At 67.7% G+C, this 3,773-nt stretch carries 3 protein-coding genes; all 3 read right to left on the bottom strand.

Annotation, left to right across the window (positions count from 1 at the left end; genetic code table 11):
* Positions 1 to 194: 194 nt before the first annotated feature.
* Positions 195 to 1,334, bottom strand: coding sequence for a molecular chaperone DnaJ (dnaJ, locus tag VGF64_08685; protein ID HEY1634820.1), 1,140 nt, complete (start codon positions 1,332 to 1,334; stop codon positions 195 to 197).
* Between the two features lie 6 nt (positions 1,335 to 1,340).
* On the bottom strand, positions 1,341 to 1,886 hold the full coding sequence (locus VGF64_08680) for a nucleotide exchange factor GrpE (GenBank protein HEY1634819.1): 546 nt from the start codon (positions 1,884 to 1,886) through the stop codon (positions 1,341 to 1,343).
* Positions 1,883 to 3,773 (bottom strand): molecular chaperone DnaK (gene dnaK / locus VGF64_08675; GenBank protein ID HEY1634818.1); only part of this gene is annotated, 1,891 nt, incomplete at its 5' end. The genes VGF64_08680 and dnaK, both read right to left, overlap by 4 nt.

The following is a 3,773-nucleotide window of genomic DNA, read 5'->3' as shown; positions in this document are numbered from 1 at the left end:
GACACCTTCGGACTGGCCCACCAGGGCGGCCAGCAGGTGCTCGGGAGTGACCTCGGCGTTGTTGCGCTCGCGCGCCAGGCCCACGGCGGCCTGGAAGGCCTCCTGGGTCTTGATCGTCCAGCGATTGGGATCGAACGCCATCGCCATGTCAGCTCTCCTTACGGCTCTCGGTTGGGATCAGCGTCGCTCACCGCTCACACCCCGAGGTGAGCTCGAGGGGGGCTCTGCAACACCTGCGCCAGGTCCTTGACGGCTCGCTGCTCCTCCGGCGACAGATGCTCGGGCACGGCGACCTGGATGGTCACGAGGAGATCGCCCCGGCCTCTCCGGTCCCGAACGCCCCTCCCGCGAACTCGGAGGATCCGACCGCTCTGGGTTCCCGGAGGAAGACGCAAGGTCACCGGGTCCCCGTCGATGGTCGGCACCTTCACGTCCGCGCCCAGGGCGGCTTCGGGGAAGCTGACGGGAAGCGTGAGCGTCAGGTTGCGACCGGAGCGTCCGAATATCGCGTGGGGAGCGACGTGGACGGTCACATAGAGGTCGCCTGGCGGCGCACCATTCTGGCCAGCGCTTCCGCGGCCGGCGACCCGGATGACCTGACCATCGTCGACTCCGGGTGGTACGCGAACCTTCACCTTTCGCTTGCGGGTCACCGTTCCGCGGCCGCGGCAGGTCGGACACGGGTCGTCGATGACCTGCCCTCGCCCCCCGCAGCGCGGGCACGGGCGCCTCATGGAGAACAGACCCTGGCTCTCCTCGATGCTCCCCAGACCCCTGCAGGTGGGACACGTCCGAGGCGTGGTCCCTGGCCGGGCGCCGCTCCCCTTGCAGGTCGAGCAGACGACCTCGGTCTGCAGCTCGAGGGTCCTGGTTGCGCCCTGCGCGGCCTCCTCGAGGCTGAGCACGATCTCACTCCGCAGGTCCGCGCCTTGCTCGGCCCGAGGACGACGCGACTCTCCACCGAACTGGGATCCGATCAAGTCCTCCAGCAGGTCTTCGAACCCGTGGAAGCCGCCCATGTCCTCGGTCGAGCCCTGCCGCACCCGGAACCCTCCGGGGCCGTCGCCCGAGCGGGCTCGTGACGCGGATGCCGCGGACATCTGCCGCCGAAGCTCGTCGTACTCACGGCGCTTTTCGGGGTCGCCTATCACGTCGTAGGCGGCGGACACGTCCTTGAAGCGCTCCTCGGCGTCGGGGTTGTCCGGATTGGCGTCGGGGTGGAGCCGACGGGCCAGGCGGCGGTACGCGCGCTGGATCTCGTCCTGACTGGCCGCCTCGGGAACACCCAGCACGTTGTAGTAGTCCTTTTCCAGCCACTCGGTCTGAACCGGCACGGCTGCTCACCTCCGCTCGGCACTAACCTCGCCGTTGCGGACCTTGACCAGCGCCGGCCGCAAGACATGGCCTTTGAACCTGTAACCGGGTCGCAGCGTCTCCGCGACGAGCTCCGGTCCCTCGCCCCCCTCATGCTCCACCGCCTCGGCGGTCGTCGGATCGAAGGGCTCGCCGGTGGGCTCGATGCGCTCGACTCCCTCGCTCTGCAGTACCGCCCAGAGCGCCGCCCGTAGGGGACCAGCGACCTCGGGATGGTGTGCCGCAGCGAGCTCGTGAGCGTCGAGCAAGGGCAGCAGCTTGCTCACGACGTTCTCGGCTGCTCGCTCTACCGCCGCAGTCTGCTGTCGCAGCATCCGCTTGCGGTAGTTCTCGAAGTCGGCCTGGACTCGCAGGAGGGTCTCGCGGTACTCGTCCCTCTCTGCTGCGAGGCGACGGAGCTCGTCCGGCTCCGGCTCGTCCAGGTCCGCCTCGGGCGGCTCGTCCAGCTCCGCCTCCGGTAGGAGCGGCCTGGGCCCGGTAGGACCGTCAGGCGGGTGATCGGACTCGCTCATGCCGATTCGTGGTCGTCGACGATCTCTGCATCGACGACCTCGTCGTCCGATGGCCGCTGACCACCATCTGGCGCCTGGCCCGCGGCGCCGTTACCCGGTGTTGATCCCGTCTGTTCGAACAGCTGCCGGCTGAGATCCTGGGACGTGGCGACGAGGGCGTCAGTAGCCCTTCGGATCGCCTCCACGTCGGAGCCCGACAGCGCGTCTTTGAGCGCTTTGAGCTGATCAGCGACACTTGCCCGCTGGTCGGGGGCGATCTTGTCACCCTGATCTCCGACCAGCTTCTCGGTCTGGTAGACGAGGCTGTCGGCCGTGTTCCGCACGTCGGCTTCTTCGCGCCGGCGGCGATCCTCCTCGGCATGAGCGTCGGCGTCTCGCACCATACGGTCGATCTCGTTCTTGCCGAGCGAGGACTGTCCAGTGATCGTCATCGACTGCTCCTTGCCCGTGGCCCGGTCTTTGGCCGAGACGTGCACGATGCCGTTGGCGTCGATGTCGAAGGTGACCTCGATCTGGGGGACCCCGCGAGGGGCCGGGGGCAGGTCGACGAGCTGGAACTGGCCCAGAGTCTTGTTGTACGACGCCATCTCCCGCTCGCCCTGGAGGACGTGGATCTCCACCGATGGCTGGTTGTCCTCGGCGGTGGTGAACACCTCGGTCCTCTTGGTTGGGATGGTCGTGTTGCGCTCGATGAGCTTCGTCATGACCCCGCCCTTGGTCTCGATTCCCAAGCTGAGGGGCGTTACGTCCAGCAGCAAGACGTCCTTGACCTCGCCCTTGAGCACGCCCGCCTGGACGGCGGCGCCGATCGCCACGACCTCGTCGGGGTTGACGCCCTTGTGGGGGTCCTTGCCGGTCAGCTCCTTCACCAGGTCCTGGATGGCGGGCATCCGGGTGGCGCCGCCCACCAGAATGACGTGGTCGATGCGGTCCTTGGAGAGCCCCGCGTCGGAGATGGCCTGATCGAACGGGCCGCGGCACCGATCGACCAGGTCGGCGGTCAGCTCCTGGAAGCGTGACCGCGTGAGCTTGAGGTCCAGGTGCTTGGGGCCATCGGACGTGGCCGTGATGAAGGGCAGGTTGATCTGCGTCTCGGCCACCTGGGACAGCTCGATCTTGGCCTTCTCCGCTGCCTCCTTCAGACGCTGCAAAGCCATCTTGTCGGCTGACAGGTCGACGCCCTCGGTGTTCTTGAACTCCTTGACCAGCCAATCGATCACCCGCTGATCCCAGTCGTCACCGCCGAGCTGGGTGTCCCCGTGGGTGGCCTTCACCTCGAACACGCCCTCGCCGATGGTGAGGATCGACACGTCGAAGGTGCCGCCACCGAGGTCGAAGACGAGGATCGTCTGGTCCTCGCCCTCCTTGTCCAGCCCGTAGGCCAGCGCCGCCGCGGTGGGCTCGTTGATGATGCGCAGCACCTCGAGGCCGGCGATCTGCCCGGCCTCCTTGGTGGCCGTGCGCTGAGCGTCGTCGAAGTAGGCCGGGGTCGTGATCACGGCCTGGGTCACCGTGTCTCCCAGGTAGGACTCGGCGTCTCTCCTGAGCTTTTGCAGGATGCGAGCCGAGATCTCCTGGGGGGCGTACGCCTTCCCGTCGATGTCGACCGACCAACTGGCGTCGCCCATGTGCCGCTTCACCGAGCGGATGGTTCGATCAGGGTTGGTGATCGACTGGCGCTTGGCCACCTCCCCGACGAGGACCTCGCCCGAGCGGGAGAACCCCACCACGGAGGGGGTCGTCCGGGATCCCTCGGCATTGGGGATGACCGTGGGCTCGCCTGCCTCGAGGGCGGCGACGACGGAGTTGGTGGTGCCGAGGTCGATGCCGACTGCCTTGGGCATGAGATGTGCCTCCTGTCGGTTGGCTGGTTCGCGACGGATCGAG

The organism is Acidimicrobiales bacterium (assembly GCA_036491125.1).
In the GTDB taxonomy this organism is placed as follows: Bacteria; Actinomycetota; Acidimicrobiia; order Acidimicrobiales; family AC-9; genus AC-9.
The sequence above is the reverse complement of the archived record's forward strand: the minus strand, read 5'-3'. Positions and strand labels throughout refer to the sequence as shown.